17 protein-coding genes are annotated in these 15,167 nt (G+C 61.6%); 3 read left to right on the top strand and 14 right to left on the bottom strand.

Going from position 1 to position 15,167, the window contains the following annotated elements; all coding sequences use genetic code 11:
* Nucleotides 1-35: 35 nt before the first annotated feature.
* Nucleotides 36-251 (bottom strand): 30S ribosomal protein S21, encoded by a 216-nt coding sequence (gene rpsU / locus P3C18_RS13600; RefSeq protein WP_003296736.1) that lies wholly within the window; start codon nucleotides 249-251, stop codon nucleotides 36-38.
* Between the two features lie 204 nt (nucleotides 252-455).
* On the opposite strand from rpsU, the gene tsaD reads away from it, so the two are divergent.
* Nucleotides 456-1,481, top strand: coding sequence for a tRNA (adenosine(37)-N6)-threonylcarbamoyltransferase complex transferase subunit TsaD (tsaD, locus tag P3C18_RS13605; RefSeq protein ID WP_275962382.1), 1,026 nt, complete (start codon nucleotides 456-458; stop codon nucleotides 1,479-1,481).
* A 34-nt stretch (nucleotides 1,482-1,515) separates the two neighbouring features.
* Here the strand turns inward: tsaD and plsY are convergent, their stop codons facing one another.
* Complete coding sequence (gene plsY, locus P3C18_RS13610) at nucleotides 1,516-2,085, bottom strand: glycerol-3-phosphate 1-O-acyltransferase PlsY (RefSeq protein ID WP_275962383.1); 570 nt, start codon at nucleotides 2,083-2,085, stop codon at nucleotides 1,516-1,518.
* 74 nt (nucleotides 2,086-2,159) lie between these two features.
* Between plsY and folB the strand changes: the two genes are divergently transcribed.
* Complete coding sequence (gene folB / locus P3C18_RS13615; protein ID WP_090256062.1) at nucleotides 2,160-2,516, top strand: dihydroneopterin aldolase; 357 nt, start codon at nucleotides 2,160-2,162, stop codon at nucleotides 2,514-2,516.
* A complete protein-coding gene (gene folK, locus P3C18_RS13620; RefSeq protein ID WP_275962384.1) occupies nucleotides 2,507-3,046 on the top strand; it encodes a 2-amino-4-hydroxy-6-hydroxymethyldihydropteridine diphosphokinase in 540 nt (179 codons plus the stop codon). Before folB ends, folK begins: the two co-directional genes overlap by 10 nt.
* Here folK and P3C18_RS13625 read toward each other — a convergent pair whose 3' ends face one another.
* The 12 genes from P3C18_RS13625 to rsmA all read right to left on the bottom strand — a co-directional run bounded on the left by P3C18_RS13625 (nucleotide 3,047) and on the right by rsmA (nucleotide 15,108).
* Entirely contained in the window at nucleotides 3,047-3,535 is a 489-nt protein-coding gene (locus P3C18_RS13625; RefSeq protein WP_275962385.1) for an OmpA family protein, read from the bottom strand.
* 14 nt (nucleotides 3,536-3,549) lie between these two features.
* A complete protein-coding gene (locus P3C18_RS13630) occupies nucleotides 3,550-4,809 on the bottom strand; it encodes a diguanylate cyclase (RefSeq protein WP_275962386.1) in 1,260 nt (419 codons plus the stop codon).
* Nucleotides 4,806-5,372, bottom strand: a complete 567-nt coding sequence (locus P3C18_RS13635) for a YfiR family protein (protein ID WP_275962387.1) — start codon at nucleotides 5,370-5,372, stop codon at nucleotides 4,806-4,808. Before P3C18_RS13635 ends, P3C18_RS13630 begins: the two co-directional genes overlap by 4 nt.
* A gap of 178 nt (nucleotides 5,373-5,550) precedes the next feature.
* Nucleotides 5,551-6,783: a multifunctional CCA addition/repair protein gene (locus tag P3C18_RS13640; RefSeq protein WP_275962388.1), complete on the bottom strand. Its 1,233-nt coding sequence runs from the start codon at nucleotides 6,781-6,783 to the stop codon at nucleotides 5,551-5,553.
* Nucleotides 6,784-6,886: 103 nt separating this feature from the next.
* A complete protein-coding gene (locus P3C18_RS13645) occupies nucleotides 6,887-7,399 on the bottom strand; it encodes a DUF4136 domain-containing protein (protein ID WP_275962389.1) in 513 nt (170 codons plus the stop codon).
* 62 nt (nucleotides 7,400-7,461) lie between these two features.
* Nucleotides 7,462-9,030, bottom strand: coding sequence for a SpoVR family protein (locus P3C18_RS13650; protein ID WP_275962390.1), 1,569 nt, complete (start codon nucleotides 9,028-9,030; stop codon nucleotides 7,462-7,464).
* Nucleotides 9,027-10,298 carry a YeaH/YhbH family protein gene (locus P3C18_RS13655; RefSeq protein ID WP_275962391.1) on the bottom strand — a complete coding sequence of 424 codons (1,272 nt, stop codon included), beginning with the start codon at nucleotides 10,296-10,298 and terminating at the stop codon, nucleotides 9,027-9,029. The genes P3C18_RS13650 and P3C18_RS13655 overlap by 4 nt, the downstream gene beginning before the upstream one ends.
* Nucleotides 10,299-10,397: 99 nt before the next feature.
* A complete protein-coding gene (locus P3C18_RS13660; protein WP_275962392.1) occupies nucleotides 10,398-12,320 on the bottom strand; it encodes a PrkA family serine protein kinase in 1,923 nt (640 codons plus the stop codon).
* Between the two features lie 415 nt (nucleotides 12,321-12,735).
* Nucleotides 12,736-13,065 (bottom strand): thiosulfate sulfurtransferase GlpE, encoded by a 330-nt coding sequence (gene glpE / locus P3C18_RS13665; RefSeq protein ID WP_275962393.1) that lies wholly within the window; start codon nucleotides 13,063-13,065, stop codon nucleotides 12,736-12,738.
* Nucleotides 13,062-13,883 (bottom strand): symmetrical bis(5'-nucleosyl)-tetraphosphatase, encoded by an 822-nt coding sequence (locus tag P3C18_RS13670; protein WP_275962394.1) that lies wholly within the window; start codon nucleotides 13,881-13,883, stop codon nucleotides 13,062-13,064. The genes glpE and P3C18_RS13670 overlap by 4 nt, the downstream gene beginning before the upstream one ends.
* Entirely contained in the window at nucleotides 13,883-14,263 is a 381-nt protein-coding gene (gene apaG, locus P3C18_RS13675; protein WP_275962395.1) for a Co2+/Mg2+ efflux protein ApaG, read from the bottom strand. The genes P3C18_RS13670 and apaG overlap by 1 nt, the downstream gene beginning before the upstream one ends.
* Before the next feature lie 41 nt (nucleotides 14,264-14,304).
* A complete protein-coding gene (gene rsmA, locus P3C18_RS13680; RefSeq protein ID WP_275962396.1) occupies nucleotides 14,305-15,108 on the bottom strand; it encodes a 16S rRNA (adenine(1518)-N(6)/adenine(1519)-N(6))-dimethyltransferase RsmA in 804 nt (267 codons plus the stop codon).
* Between the last annotated feature and the right edge of the window lie 59 nt (nucleotides 15,109-15,167).

The following is a 15,167-nucleotide window of genomic DNA, read 5'->3' on the forward strand; positions in this document are numbered from 1 at the left end:
GCTTGTAGCTAATCGTGCAGGCGAAGCTGCGGTGATTAGTACAGGCGAACGCTGCGGCGCTGCTCGCGCTGCACTTTCTTGGCGTGACGCTTAACAGCGGCTGCTGCTTTGCGCTTACGCTCGGAAGTTGGCTTTTCGTAGAATTCACGGCTGCGAACTTCAGCCAGAACACCGGCTTTTTCGCAGGAGCGCTTGAAACGACGCAGAGCTACGTCGAAGGGTTCGTTCTCTTTAACTTTGACGGCTGGCATCCAGGGCTTACCTTCTTTATTACCGGGGGTAACGTTACTCCTGGCAGATGGCGCTGGAGAACGTAGGTTTTTAAGGGTTGCGGATGTTACCGCCTCATCGCGAGGAATGCAAAGCCTCTGATCGAAAAGCGCTGGCCGGCTCGCGCCAGCGGCCATTATCATGCGCGCCTTCGAAGTTGCACACACTACTACAAGGCACTGCCCATGCTGGTTCTGGGATTGGAAACCTCCTGCGACGAAACCGGTGTCGCGCTCTACGACAGCGAGCGCGGCCTGCTGGCCGACGCGCTGTTTAGCCAGATCGATCTGCACCGTGTGTATGGCGGTGTGGTGCCGGAGCTGGCCTCGCGTGATCACGTCAAACGCATGCTGCCGTTGATCCGCCAGGTGTTGAGCGAAGCCGACTGCGTGGCGACTGACATCGACGCCATCGCCTATACCGCCGGCCCCGGCCTGGTTGGCGCGCTGCTGGTGGGCGCTTCCTGCGCGCAGGCGCTGGCCTTTGCCTGGGATATCCCAGCGCTGGGTGTGCACCATATGGAAGGCCACTTGCTGGCACCGATGCTGGAAGAACAACCACCGGCTTTTCCGTTCGTCGCTTTGTTGGTGTCGGGCGGGCATACCCAGCTGGTTCGTGTCGATGGCATCGGTCAGTACCAACTGCTCGGCGAGTCCCTGGATGATGCGGCAGGCGAGGCGTTCGACAAGACCGCCAAACTGATGGGCCTGCAATACCCCGGTGGCCCCGAGATTGCTCGTCTGGCGCTGAGCGGCACGCCTGGACGTTTCAAATTCCCACGGCCGATGACTGATCGCCCTGGGCTGGAATTCAGCTTCAGCGGCCTGAAGACCTTTACCCTGAACACCTGGCAGCAGTGCCAAGCGGCAGGCGACAACTCTGAGCAGACCCGCTGTGATATCGCCCTGGCGTTCCAGCAGGCGGTGGTCGATACCCTGACCATCAAATGCAAGCGTGCACTCAAGCAAACCGGGCTGAATAACCTGGTCATCGCCGGCGGTGTGAGTGCCAACCAGGCGCTGCGCCAGTCGCTGGAAAAGATGCTCGCTGAGCTGAAGGGTGAGGTGTTCTACGCCCGTCCGGCGTTCTGTACCGATAACGGCGCGATGATCGCTTATGCCGGCTGCCAGCGCTTGCTGGCGGGGCAGCATGAGGATTTGAGCATCAAGGTGCAGGCGCGTTGGCCGATGGAGCAACTGCCGGCGCTGTAGCACCTGCGGGATGAGGCGGATTCACGCGGTCGATTTAGAAATGCCGCTCACGGCCAGCGAACAGATCGCGTAAATTGCCGCGATGGCGCCAGACGATCAGACCGGTCAGTACGCAAACGGGAAGCAGTGCGTCGGGCTGTTGCCAGGCCAGCAGTGGCAGGGTCAGCGGTGTGGCGATCAGTGCAGCCAGCGAGCTGGTACGGGTCAGGACAAAGGTCAGCAACCACGCGGCAACGGCCAGCAAGGCGGCGGGCGGGTACAGACCCAGAAGCATTCCAGCGGCCGTGGCGACACCCTTGCCGCCACGGAAGTTGAAGTACAGCGGATACAGGTGGCCGACAACGGCTGCCAGGCCGACCCAGGCTTGTTGCTGCAGGCTGAAGTCGAGCAGGCTGGCGATCAGTACCGGCAGCAGGCCTTTGAGTAGGTCGCCGATCAGCGTGAGGATGGCCAGGCGTTTGCCGGCGACGCGGAACATGTTGGTGGCACCGGGATTGCCCGAGCCACTGACGCGCGGGTCCGGTCCGCCGCTTAGGCGGCTGAGCAGAATGGCGAAGGACAACGAGCCGAGCAGGTAGGCGAGGATCGCCAACAGCCAAAACATGGTATCCATTCCGGGGCAAGGGAGCCCTGATTCTAACTAGGTGCGGCAGCCTTGTCGTGCCACGGAGAGCGTGCTTGGACACAGTTTTTATCGAGGGTCTGGAAGTCGATACGGTGATCGGCGCCTACGACTGGGAGCGCACCATTCGCCAGTGTTTGCGTCTGGACCTGTACCTGGGCTGGGATAACCGTCCCGCTGCCGCCGGTGATGAGCTGGACAAGGCGCTGGATTACGCCAAGGTCTCGCAGCGGATTCAGGCGTTTGCCAGCGAGTCGCAGTTTATCCTGGTGGAAACCTTCGCCGAGCGGCTGGTCGAGTTACTCATGGCTGAGTTCCAGATTCCCTGGGTGCGGCTCAAGCTGACCAAGCCCGGTGCGGTGCCGGCGGCCAGCGGTGGGGTGGGCGTGGAGATCGAGCGCGGATGTCGCTAACTCCCGTTCTACTTGGCCTGGGCAGCAATATCGGCCGCGAAGCGCACTTGTGCGCCGGCCTTGATGCGCTCGCTGGTCTGCTCAGTGAGATGCGCTGCTCGCCGGTGTTCGAAAGCCAGGCAGTGGGCATCAAGAGCGGGCCGTTCTTCAATCTGGTGGTGGCCGGCTACAGCGAGCTGCCGCTGGGTGAACTGGACCGTCGGCTGAAATTTATCGAAGCCGATAACGGCCGCTACGCGCCTGAACGCAAAGGCCTGCCGCTGGATATCGACGTGCTGCTATACGGCGATCTGGTCGGCAACTTCGACGGCTTGATTCTGCCTCGGGCGGAAATCCTCAAGAACGCCTTTGTGCTCTGGCCGCTGGCCTTGCTGGCGCCGGATGTCCTGCATCCGGCGCAGCAGCGTAGTTTTGCCGAACTGTGGCAGGCGGCGCAGATCGATCAGCAACTGTGGCCGGTCGCATTCAGCTGGCGCGAGCAGCAGCTGACGCCGGCTGCGCTGTGCGCCGAGTATCCGGCCAAGCCCTGATCAGGGCGTGCTGACGATAATCGCCACGCGGCGGTTTTCGCTGCGCCCTTCGGCGGTGTTGTTGTCGGCAATCGGTTTGCTCTGGCCCATGCCCTGCGTGGCAATCAGCTGCGCATCCATCCCCGCACCTTGCATCACAGCCGCCACCGTCTGGGCGCGGCGCAGCGACAGTTGTTGGTTATAAGCCGGCTGGCCGACATTGTCGGTGTGGCCTTCCAGGCGTACCTGCTGAATACCGACGCCCAGCAGTGCCTGGGTGATTTGCGTCAGTTGCACGGTGCTGGCGCTGGAGACGACTTCCGAGTCGGTGTCGAACAGCACTTTGCCGGAGAGGCCGAGTTCCCAGCCGTCTTCGGTCCACTGGAAGCCATGGCTCTTGAGCAAGGCCACCTGCTCGGCACTGAGGCCTTTGGGTGTGCTCTGGCAGCCGCTGATGAACAGTGCCGCGCCGAGCACGCCGATAAAGATCAATCGCATTAAGCTGCGCACAATGAAGCTCCTTTTCAGTTGGTAAGTGAATCCTGGCCTCTGGCCATGGTTCGCCCGCCCTGGCTGCGTTTGGCGTGGTACATGGCAACGTCCGCCTCGTGCACCAGGGCTTCGGGGTTGTCGGCGTGCTCCGGGTAGAGGGCGATGCCGATACTCAGGGAGGTGGTGATGCTGCCGCCTTCGGGCAGGGCGATGGGTTTGTGCATGCTGTCGATGATCTTGTCGGCGATCAGCACCGCATCGTCTTCGTGGTGGATGGGTTTGAGCAGCACGGCAAACTCGTCGCCGCCCAGACGCGCCACGGTGTCGCCTTCACGCAATTGGGCGCGCAGGCGCTGGGCAATGGCGATCAGCACCGCATCGCCGGCGGCGTGGCCGAGCTGATCGTTGATTTCCTTGAAACGGTTGCTGTCGAGAAACAGCACGGCCATTTGCGTCTGGCTGTCGCGGGCCTCGCGCATGCTGCCGAGCAAGCGCGACTCGAAGAAAGCGCGGTTGGGCAGCCCGGTCAGAGCGTCGTGGCTGGCCTGGTGCGCCAGCGAGGCGTTCTCGCGTTCCAGCTGATGCTGCCAGGCCTCCAGTTGATCAAGCAGGGCGTTGAAGTCTTCGGCCAGCTCGTTGAGGTCGGCGATATGGGTGGCCGGTACGCGCTGGTTGAAGGTGCGCTCCACGGAAATGTTGTGCGCTACTTGCGACAGGTTACGCAGCGGCTGGGTGATTGCCCGCTGTATGCGCTTGGAGCCATAGGTGGCGCCCAGTGCGCTGAGCGCCAGGCTGGCCAGCAGGCCAAGCAGGCCGCCGATCAGGAAACGCAGCAGGGTGGTGCCTTGGCCGCTGAGGTGCAGGGCGCCGATCTGTTGACCCTGATAGGTGATGGGTTGAATCACCACGTCCGGCAGCAGCAGGCGGGCGATTGATTGCTCGGCGCTGTTGAGTACGGTGTTATTGGCTGCGTCCAGGCTGGCGAGCAGCGCGCCGTCTTTATCGAAGACGGCCACCTGGGCGATTTCCTCGGTCTTGCAGATCTGCTCCAGGGCGTCGCGTACCGCTGCGCGGTCGTTGAACACCACGGCGGCTTCCAGGGTATAGGCCAGGGAGCGGGCGATCAGTTGCAGGTTGTGGCTGGCGTAGGTGCTAAGTGCGAGCAGGCTGACCAGGGTTAGCGACAGGCTGGTCAGGCCCATGGCCAGCAGCGCGACACGCAGATGGGCGTTATGCAGCAGGCGGCGCAGGCTCGGGCGCCGCTGACTGACTTCGGGCTTTCTGCGGTTCATGGTTGCGGTCCTGCGCGCTTGCCCAACTGCAGCACGTTCGGGTGAATGCGGATGCCGCTGCGCGCAACGGCATCGAGGTTGACCTTGAACCCCACATGCTCATCGCTGATGCCCAGGCAGAACAGGCTGCCTTCGCTGCAGGCCTGGTTGGTTTCGCTGATGGTCAAGATGGGTTTGCCGACCAGGCGGCTGAACAGGGCAATCCGCTGGCTGTCCTCGATCACCCCGAGATAGACGGCTTCGCAGTCGGTTTCCAGCAATGGGCTATCAACCAGCAGGCGCTTGGCCTGTACTGGCTGACGGGATTCCAGCTCGTGGTTCTGCCACAGCAAGTCGGCGTACTCGGTTGGCGCAATCACGCACAGGCGCAGGGTTTCGGGCTGCTGCGGCCAGCGCGCATAGCTGAGGATGCCGTGCACCACATGGGCGACCTGAGTGGCGCGCAGGGCGGCGCTGTCGGCGTCGGCTGGTTCGGCATGGGCCAGCGCCGGCAACAATGCCAGTAGGGTGCAGCAGAGGACTTTTCGATTGGCGCGCATAAACACTGGACGATTCAGGTGCAAGGTAGAGGTCTCCGGCGTGGCCTGTTCGGCGCTGAGGCCACGCGCGTTGGCGCGTGGCGAGGCAGGCTCTTTTAAGTAAAGCTCATGCGCTTAGATTTTGGCGTCAAAATTTATGCGCTAGATGGCTGGAGGCCTAGTGCTGCAAGGCCTGCAGCCTATCAGTGTGCTGCGCGTAACGCTACGCTCGAGGGTGGTTCTGGCGAAATTGCTGGAGCGCCTGCAGGCGTTCTTCCTGCAATGCGCTGCCCAGTTCGGCCCCTTGCAGGCCGCGTGCGAGCAGGGGTTGCACGGCCACTGCACGGGCGGCGTGCATGGCCGCGCGCAGGTAGTCGGCTTGCGGGTATTCGCGTTGCTCCAGGCCGAGGCGGCCGCGGGCGTCCATTTCACAGGCGGCGATAAACTCGTCAAAGCGCTGCGGACGGCGAAACACGTCGAAGCTCTGCAGCAGCTTGAGCAGGGTTGAGGCTTTCAGCTCCAGGGCGCGATGGCCGTGGGTGTGGAATTCGCCGACCTGCAGGGCCAGTTCTTGGCAATCCTTGGGCGCTTTGCAGCGCTGGTTGATCGCGCGGATCAGCTTCAGCCCGGTGTGTTCGTGGGCGATATGCCTTGGCCATTCGGCCTCGGGCGTCAGGCCTTTGCCGACATCATGCAGCAGGCAGGCCCAGCGTACGGTCAGCGGTTGCTGGTGTTCGGCGCATTGGCGCAGCACGCTAAGCACATGCTCGCCGGTATCGATTTCCGGATGATGTGCGGCGGGTTGCGGTACGCCGAACAGTGCCTCGACCTCGGGCAGCAGTTCGCGCAGGGCGCCGCAGTCGCGCAGTACCTGGATAAATACATCCGGGCGCGGCTCCATCAGTGCGCGGGAGATTTCCTTCCAGCTACGTTCTGGCGTTAGCGCGCTTAACTCGCCGGACTCGCTCAGTTCACGCATCAGTGCCATGGTTTCAGGCGCTACGCTGAAGCTCAGTGGCGCGTAACGGGCGGCAAAGCGGGCGACGCGCAATACGCGCAGCGGGTCTTCGGCGAAGGCGGGGGAGACGTGGCGTAGCAGCTTGGCGTCGAGGTCACGCTGGCCGCCATAGGGATCGATCAAGTTGCCCTGATCGTCCTCTGCCATGGCGTTGACAGTCAGGTCGCGGCGGATCAGGTCTTCTTCCAGGGTCACTTCCGGGCTGGCAAAGAAGGTGAAGCCGCCGTAGCCGCGTCCGCTTTTGCGCTCGGTGCGGGCCAGGGCGTATTCCTCGCCAGTCTGCGGGTGCAGGAACACCGGGAAGTCGGCGCCCACTGGGCGATAGCCCAGTTCGAGCATCTGCTCGGCGCTGGCGCCGACCACTACCCAGTCGATCTCGCTAACTTCGCGGCCTAACAGGCGATCACGCACTGCGCCGCCTACTTTGTAAATCTGCATCATGGTTCCTCCGCTAAGTGCGGAGGATAGCGGCTGGCCGCTGATGAAGGGTAGTTTGGTTGCAGTTCTGAGGGTTTCAGCGTGTCCCCGGATTGCATCCGGGCTACGGACTGGCTAGCGGAATCTGCTGCAATAGCGCTTGAGTGGCGCGCTCCAGCAGTTCGGCGCTGTCCTTGGCCGGGCTTAGGCCGGTGCTGATCAGGCCTTCCCAGAGGATTTGCTGCTCCGGGGTGGTTAGGCGGATGCGCAGGGTGCCGGTTTCATCGCGCAGGCGGTGGATCGCCTGGTAGGGGCCGAGCGGGGTGGGTGGGGCGGCGTCGACCTTGAAGTCCAGCGGGCTGTCCTGCACCGCCAGCCAGTAATACACCTGAATCTGCGCCTGCGGGCTGGCCTGGTAACCGCGTGCGCTCAAGCCTTCGCGCAGCAATTGCTCCAGCTGCGCATAACGTTCGGCAAATGGCACGTCGCCTTCTACGGCCTGTTCGGCGGCGATCAAGGTAAAGGCGCGCTTGCCCGCCAGTTCGGCGCTGGCTGGGGTCAGTACCTGGACGCGGGGCAACTGGCTGCTGCAGGTGGCCAGTGCCAGGCACAGCAGTAACACGATAAACAGGCGCATCGGCAGATTCCCGGTTGGTCTGCAGCGCATGCTGGTGCTTGGCGTAGCGGCTGCGCAACCGATCAAATGGGCGGGATCATCAGGTCGAGGCGTGGATAGTCGCTGTCATGTTCGGCTTCGTGCTTGGGCGGCACGTGCTGGGTGCCGATCAGCTGTTCGCCCTGGTACAGCTCCAGGTGGATATTGAACCCCCACAGACGGTGCAGGTGTTTCAGCACTTCCTCGGTGGAGTTGCCCAGCGGTTTGCGGTCGTGCTGCTGGTGGCGCAGGGTTAGCGAGCGGTCGCCGCGGCGGTCGATACTCCAGATCTGCACATTGGGCTCGCGGTTGCCCAGGTTGTACTGCGCGGCCAGGGTTTCGCGAATCTGCTGGTAACCGGGTTCGTCGTGGATCGCCGGGACGTAGAGTTCGTCTTTCTGGTCGTCATCGAGAATGCTGAACAGCTTGAGGTCGCGGATCACCTTGGGCGACAGGTACTGCAGGATAAAACTCTCGTCCTTGAAGCTGTTCATGGCGAATTTCAGGGTGCTTAGCCAGTCACTGCCGGCTATCTCCGGGAACCAGCGGCGATCTTCTTCCGTCGGTTCCTCGCAGATGCGGCGAATGTCGCGGTACATGGCAAAGCCCAGGGCATAGGGGTTGATGCCGCTGTAGTAGGGGCTGTCGTACGGCGGCTGATAGACCACGCTGGTGTGCGACTGCAGGAACTCCATCATAAAACCTTCGGTAACCAGGCCCTCGTCGTACAGGTCGTTCATCAGGGTGTAGTGCCAGAAGGTCGCCCAGCCTTCGTTCATCACCTGGGTCTGGCGCTGCGGGTAGAAGTACTGGGCGATCTTGCGCACGATGCGGATGATTTCGCGCTGCCAGGGCTCCAGCAGCGGCGCGTGTTTCTCCAGGAAATACAGGATGTTTTCCTGCGGTTCGGCGGGAAAGCGTTTGCTGTCCTTGTCGCCACCCTTGCTGGCGTTTTTCGGGATGGTGCGCCAGAGGTCGTTGATCTGCTTCTGCAGGTGTTCTTCGCGGTCCTTCATGCGCCGCCGTTCTTCTTCGGCGGAAATCGGGTAGGGACGCTTGTAGCGGTCGACGCCGTAGTTCATCAGGGCGTGGCAGGAGTCGAGCAGGTCCTCCACCGCGTCGATGCCGTGGCGCTCCTCGCATTGCATGATGTACTGCTTGGCAAACACCAGGTAATCGATGATCGAGCTGGCATCGGTCCAGGTGCGGAACAGGTAGTTGCCCTTGAAGAAGCTGTTATGGCCGTAGCAGGCATGGGCGATCACCAGGGCCTGCATGCAGATGGTGTTCTCTTCCATCAGGTAGGCGATGCACGGGTCGGAGTTGATCACGATCTCGTAGGCCAAACCCATCTGCCCGCGTTTGTAGCCTTTCTCGGTGCTGAGGAAGTGTTTGCCGTAGGACCAGTGGTGGTAACCCAGCGGCATGCCGACTGAGGCGTAAGCGTCCATCATCTGCTCGGCGGTGATCACCTCGATCTGGTTGGGGTAGGTGTCCAAGGCATAGCGTTCGGCGAGGCGGCCGATTTCGCGGTCGTACTGACGGATCAGCTCGAAGGTCCATTCCGAGCCGGTGGAGATCGGCTGGCGGCGCTTGTCTTTGCTGTTGCTCATGTGGCTAGCCTCCGCTGGAACAGGTCGCGGAATACCGGGTAGATGTCGCCGGCCGATACCAGCTGCTGCTGGGCGAAGGTGTCGGCGAAGGCTTCGCTGACCTGCTCGTATTCGAACCACAGCGCCTGGTGCTCGCGCGGGGTGATCTCGACGTAGGTGAAGTACTGCACGAACGGCATGATCTGCTTGATCAATATATCCCTGCAGATCGGCGAGTCATCGTTCCAGTTGTCGCCATCCGACGCCTGGGCGGCGTAGATATTCCATTCGTTGATCGGGTAGCGCTCGGCCATGATCTCCTGCATCAATTTGAGCGCGCTGGAAACGATGGTGCCGCCGGTCTCGCGCGAGTAGAAGAACTCTTCCTCGTCCACCTCGCGGGCGCTGGTGTGGTGGCGGATAAACACCACCTCGATCTTGTCGTAGTTCCGCTTGAGGAACAGGTACAAGAGGATAAAGAAGCGTTTGGCGATGTCTTTGGTCGACTGGGTCATGGAGCCAGAAACGTCCATCAGGCAAAACATCACCGCTTTGGAGCTGGGGTTGGGCTGTTTGACCAGCAGGTTGTACTTGAGGTCGAAGGTGTCGAGGAAGGGGATGCGCTTGATCCGCGCGCGCAGTTTGCTGACTTCCTCTTCAAGGGCCTGGATATCACCGAGGTTGTCCGGCTGTTCCAGCTTCAGGCGTTCCAGTTCGGCCTGAGCGCTCTTGAGTTTGTTGCGGCTGCTGCCTGAGAGCGCAATACGCCGGGCATGGGCCGAGCGCAGGGTGCGGACGATATTGATGCGCGATGGGTTGCCTTCATTGCTGATGCCGGCGCGCACGCTTTTGAAGGTGTCGCTGCCGGTCAGGTGGCGTTTGATCAGGTTGGGTAGTTCGAGGTCCTCGAACATAAAATCGAGGAATTCTTCCTGAGTGATCTGGAAGACAAACTCATCCATGCCTTCGCCGGAGTTGCTTGCCTTGCCGGCGCCTTGGCCGCTGCCACCGCCTTGCGGGCGAGCAATCTTCTCGCCAGTGGTGAATTCGCGGTTGCCAGGATGCACGGTGGTTTGGCGGCCACCGCGGCCGTGGTGTAGCACCGGTTCGTCGATATCGCGGCCGGGGATGCTGATCTGCTCGCCGTGCTCCATATCGGTGATGGAGCGGCGGCTGACCGCCTCTTCCACGGCCTTCTTGATGTGGTCGCGGTAACGCCGCAGAAAGCGCTGGCGGTTTACCGTGCTCTTGTTCTTGCCGTTCAGGCGTCGATCGATCACATGGCTCATAACTGCCCTCCGTGCGCTGCAGACATCAGGCGCAGCCAGCACAGGGCGGCGTTTGTCGCGCGCCCTGTAGCCGCTGGCAGCCTGTTGCGTCAGGCCGCGTTATTGCGATTTACGAACCCGCAGATACCACTCGGACAGCAGGCGTACCTGTTTGTCGGTGTAACCGCGCTCGACCATGCGAGTGACGAAGTCGTTGTGTTTCTGTTGATCCTCCTTGCTCGCTTTGGCGTTGAAACTGATGACCGGCAGCAGGTCTTCGGTGTTGGAGAACATTTTCTTCTCGATCACCACGCGCAGTTTTTCGTAGCTGAGCCAGGTCGGGTTTTTGCCATTGTTGTTGGCCCGGGCGCGCAGCACGAAGTTGACGATCTCGTTGCGGAAGTCTTTCGGGTTGCTGATGCCGGCCGGTTTTTCGATCTTCTCCAGCTCCTCGTTGAGGGCCACGCGGTTGAGGATCTCGCCGGTTTCCGGGTCGCGGTATTCCTGATCCTGAATCCAGAAGTCGGCGTACAGCACGTAGCGGTCGAAGATGTTCTGCCCGTACTCGCTGTAGGACTCCAGGTAGGCAGTCTGGATTTCCTTGCCGATAAATTCGATATAGCGCGGCGCCAGGTATTCCTTGATAAAGCGCAGGTAACGCTCGCGTACCTCGGCGGGGAACTGTTCCTGCTCGATCTGCTGCTCCAGCACGTAGAGCAGGTGCACCGGGTTGGCGGCGATTTCGTGCGGGTCGAAGTTGAACACTTTGGAGAGGATCTTGAAGGCGAAGCGGGTCGACAGGCCATTCATGCCTTCATCCACGCCGGCGGTGTCGCGGTACTCCTGAATCGACTTGGCCTTGGGATCAGTGTCCTTGAGGTTTTCGCCGTCGTACACGCGCATCTTCGAGTAGACGTTGGAATTTTCCGGCTCTTTCAGGCGGCTGAGGGTGGAGAACTGCGCGAGCATCTTCAGCGTGTCCGGCGCGCAATGGGCTTTGGCCAGGGAGCTGTTGAACAGCAGCTTGTCGTAGATCTTGATCTCGTCGGTCACGCGCAGGCAGTACGGCACCTTGACGATATAGATACGATCGATAAAGGCTTCGTTGTTCTTGTTGTTGCGGAAGCTGTGCCATTCCGACTCGTTGGAGTGGGCCAGCAGGATGCCGCTGTAGGGGATCGCGCCGAGGCCTTCGGTACTGTTGTAATTACCTTCCTGGGTGGCGGTCAGCAGTGGATGCAGCACTTTGATCGGTGCCTTGAACATCTCGACGAACTCCATCAGGCCCTGGTTGGCCCGGCACAGCGCGCCCGAGTAGCTGTAGGCGTCGGCATCGTTCTGTGGGTATTCCTCAAGCTTGCGGATATCCACCTTGCCGACCAGGGCGGAGATGTCCTGGTTGTTCTCATCGCCCGGCTCGGTCTTGGCCACGGCGATCTGGTTGAGGATCGAAGGGTAGAGTTTGACCACGCGGAACTGGCTGATATCGCCGCCAAACTCCTGCAGGCGTTTGGTGGCCCAGGGCGACATGATGCTGTTGAGGTAGCGCCGTGGGATGCCGTAATCCTCTTCGAGAATCGCGCCGTCTTCGGCGTCGCTGAACAGCCCCAGCGGCGACTCGAATACGGGCGAGCCCTTGATCGCGTAGAACGGCACTTTCTCAATCAGGTGCTTGAGCTTTTCCGCCAGCGAGGATTTACCGCCGCCCACCGGGCCGAGGAGGTAGAGAATCTGTTTCTTCTCTTCCAGGCCCTGCGCCGCATGGCGGAAGTAGGAAACGATCTGATCGATGCACTCTTCCATGCCATGGAAGTCGGCAAAGGCCGGGTAGCGGCGGATCACCTTGTTGGAAAAAATCCGCGACAGCCGTGGGTCGGTCGAGGTATCGAGCAATTCCGGCTCGCCAATCGCCAGCAACAGGCGCTCGGCTGCCGAGGCGTAGGCGCTGCGATCCTGTTTGCACAGTTCGAGGTACTCCTGGAGGGAGAATTCCTCCTGGCGAGTCGCTTCGAAACGTTGTTGGAAGTGGCTGAAAATGCTCATGACTTCACCTCGCTCGATGCGCAGAGCCGGTGCGGGTTCGGTCAGGTGCTTGGCAGCTCCGGTGCGGATGCAGCCGGGTAACCCCCCAGAACACCTAATAATCTTAGAACTTGTCCAACGTCTGCTGCGCGTCGGCCCTGCTGCGTTAAGAACAGGTTCGGAATGCTCATTTACATCAGTAAACTCCGCTTCCTCGCCTGTTCTTGCCTTGCATGACTCTAGCTCGCGAGACCTTGAACAGGTTCTTACCGATGGCCCGATGCCGTTTGGCCGGCTCTACCTTGTTTTGGATGGCCTGAGCTAAAGGATAGTTCGGAATCAGCGAGGTCAAGGGGCGCGGAACGATAACAGGATATTACCGTTGGTCGGGAGGGGCCGGCAGGCCGCTGCTGGTGCGGCCTGGGCGGTGAAAAAATTATTCTTCGGTGGCTTGTGCGGTGTCGTCGGGGAAGGTCGCGCGCCACAGCTCAAAACCACCATCGAGGCTGTAGACATCACTGAAGCCCTGGCCGACCAGGTAAGCCGCCGCGCTCTGGCTGGAGTTGCCGTGGTAGCAGGCGACAATCAGCGGCGCATCGAGATCGGCCTGGCTGATAAAGGCGTGCAGCGAGTGGTTGTCGAGGTGCTGCGAGCCGCTGATATGACCGGCGGCGAAGCTCTGCGGGTCACGGATGTCGACCACCACTGCGCCTTGCTGGCGCAGGGCTTGAGCCTGCTCAGGGGGGATGCGTTTGAATTCGCTCATGCTTGCTCCTTACAGTCGCAGCTGTATTTCTCGCCGCTGTCGATATTCATCAGGGTCATGCTTGCGCCCCATACGCAGCCGGTATCCAGAGCCACCACGTCGGGTTCCTGGGATTGTCCTTCGAGCGCCGCCCAGTGGCCGAAGATGATCCGTTGGCCACGGGTCTTGCGCTGTTTGTAACTGAACCAGGGGGCGTAGCCGGCAGGGGCGCTGCCGACACCTTCCTTGCTTTTCAGGTCGAGGGTGCCATCGGCTTTGCAGAAACGCATGCGGGTGAAGTAGTTGGTGATCACCCGCAGGCGGGTGACGCCGTGCAGGTCGCCGTGCCACTTGGCCGGCTCGTTGCCATACATGCCGTCGAGAAACAACGGCAGGCGGGCGTCATCACGCAGAACCTCTTCCACTTCGGCAGCGCGGCGGAGCGCTTTGTCCATGTTCCACTGCGGCGGGATGCCCGCGTGCACCAGGGCGGTATCGCGGGCTTCATCGTAATGCAGGAGCTTTTGCCGGCGCAGCCAGTCGAGCAGATCTGCAGCATCCGGCGCGTCGATGATCTCGCGCAGGGTGTCGCCTTTTTTCAGGCGCTCGATATTGTGCGCCACGGCCAGCAGGTGCAGGTCGTGATTGCCCAGCACGCAGGTCAGCGCATCACGGATGCTGTAGAGAAAGCGCAGCGTCGCCAGGGATTCGGGGCCGCGGTTGACCAGGTCACCGACTAGCCACAGTTTGTCCTGCGCCGGATCAAAGGCCACGCGCTCAAGCAGGCATTGCAGGGGTTTCAGGCAACCTTGCAGGTCGCCGACTGCGTAGGTGGCCATTAGTGTAACGAGCCCGGCACCGCGAGACGGAAGGGGGCGATCACCGCGTCAAAGCGTTTACCGTCGTCGGCGAGCATCTGATAGCTGCCTTGCATGATGCCGACGCGGGTGGTCATCACTGTGCCGCTGCTGTAGGTGTGGCTGGCGCCGGCCTCGATCAGCGGCTGCTGGCCGATCACGCCGGCACCGCGCACTTCCTGCACGCGACCATCGCCATCGGTAATCACCCAGTGCCGCGAGAGCAGTTTGGCCGGCAGTTCGCCTTTATTGCTGACCGTGACGGTGTAGGCGAAGGCGAAGCGGTTCTGCTCCGGCTGCGACTGCTCCGGCAGGTAGCGGGTGACGACGCTGACGTCGATGTTGTAGCGCGAATCGCTCATGCGTAATTAACTCGGTGGGCAGAAACCCAGTCTAGCCGCTGTCAGTCGGCGATGGGTTGTTCAGCCAGTTTGTCCGCCAGGCGTACAAAGGCAGCCAGGTCCAATTGTTCAGGGCGCAGGCTGCCGTCGACGCCGGCGGCTTCAATTGCCGCTGCGGGCAGTAAGTTCTTCAAGGTATTGCGCAAGGTCTTGCGCCGTTGGTTGAAGGCTTCGCGCACCACGCGTTCGAGCAGATGATGGTCCTTGGCCGGGTGCGGCAGCACCTCGTGCGGCACGAGGCGGACGATGGCCGAGTCGACTTTTGGCGGCGGATTGAATGCGCCTGGGCCGACGTTGAATAGATGCTCCACGCGGCAGTGGTACTGCACCATGATCGACAGGCGGCCCCAGTCGCCGCCGCCAGGTTCTGCGGCCAGGCGCTCGACCACTTCCTTCTGCAGCATAAAGTGCATGTCGCGGATCAGCGCGGCATTGCTCAGCAGGTGGAAGATCAGCGGCGTGGAGATGTTGTATGGCAGGTTGCCGACCACGCGCAGGCTGTGTGGCTCGGCCTGCAGCTGGTTGAAGTCGAACTTGAGGGCATCACCCTGGTTCAGGCGAAAGCGCGGGTTGCTGCCAAACTGGTGTTGCAGGATCGGCACCAGATCGCGGTCGAGTTCAATCACGTCGAGCTGTGCGCCGCTGTTCAGCAGGCCTTCGGTCAGCGCCCCCTGGCCTGGGCCGATTTCCAGCATGTGCTCGCCTTCGCGGGCGTGGATGGCGCGCAGGATACGATGGATCACCCCGGCGTCATGCAGGAAGTTCTGGCCGAAACGCTTGCGCGCGCGGTGTTGGTAGTCGGACATGCAGCAGCTCCAGGCTTCAAGGCATCGGCTTGAAGCGAATGTAACGCGAGTAGAAAGCC

The sequence above is a fragment of the Pseudomonas sp. 1928-m genome (genome assembly GCF_029269135.1).
GTDB lineage: Bacteria > Pseudomonadota > Gammaproteobacteria > Pseudomonadales > Pseudomonadaceae > Aquipseudomonas.